This window comes from Streptomyces sp. SID12501, from assembly GCF_010550245.1.
Classification (GTDB): Bacteria; Actinomycetota; Actinomycetes; order Streptomycetales; family Streptomycetaceae; genus Streptomyces.
On record NZ_JAAGLU010000160.1, the window covers coordinates 1 to 802 of the forward strand.

At 75.4% G+C, this 802-nt stretch carries 1 protein-coding gene; it reads left to right on the forward strand.

Annotated features, from left to right (window positions below):
- Positions 1-263 precede the first annotated feature (263 nt).
- Positions 264-802 (forward strand): hypothetical protein (locus G3I71_RS44975; RefSeq protein WP_164324678.1); only part of this gene is annotated, 539 nt, incomplete at its 3' end.

An 802-nucleotide genomic window follows, 5' to 3' on the forward strand; every position in this document is an offset into this window, starting at 1 on the left:
GATGCGACGCAGCGTGCCGGGGGCGAGGCGCTGCCGGGCGACGCCGCGGTCGCGGCTGAAGCCGCGCAGTCCGGGCGGGCCGGGGACGGGTCCGGGGTGGGTCACGGGACCTCCTGGGGGTGGAGGGGAGCGGGGGCGAGCCCGCAAGATGCTGAGGTTACCTCACCATCAAGCGCGGAGACCTCCCGACTATTCCGACGGCCCGCCGACGTCACCCGCGAAACCGGCGCGGCCGCGGCCCGTGGCGCGCTACGTTCACGCGCGTGATCCTCAGCCCCCGCGGTGACGCGGCCACCACGCCCACGCCCGCGCTCCACCTGCCGGGGAGCGGCCCGCGCGCCGGTGCCGCGCTCAACCTCGTCGTCGCGGTGCTCGCGCTGGTCGGCGGTGTCGTGGGGCTCGTCGTCGAGGCGTTCTCCGGGTTCACGGGCGTCGGCGAACGCCGCGGGACGACGTTCCCGATGTGGGTCGTCTACGCGGCCATGGTCGCCCTCGGTGCCGCCGCTCTGGTGGTCCGCGCGCGACGTGCCCCCTGGTACCGGGGCTGGTCGATGCTCGAGGTGCTCGACCGGCCCGACGGGATCGTCCTGTTCGCGGGCCGGCTCGGCGCGCGGCACGAGGGCCTGGCCGTCCGGCGCGGCGAGACCGTCGAGATCGCCGCGGAGCACCAGCTCCGCACGAGCTACCGCTACACGGTCACGGCGCCGTCGGGCTCGATGACGTTCACGGCCGACGGCTTCGTGCACAAGCTCACGATGCAGCCGCTCGAGGAGCTCGCCGGGCGCCACGGCATCACGGTCCG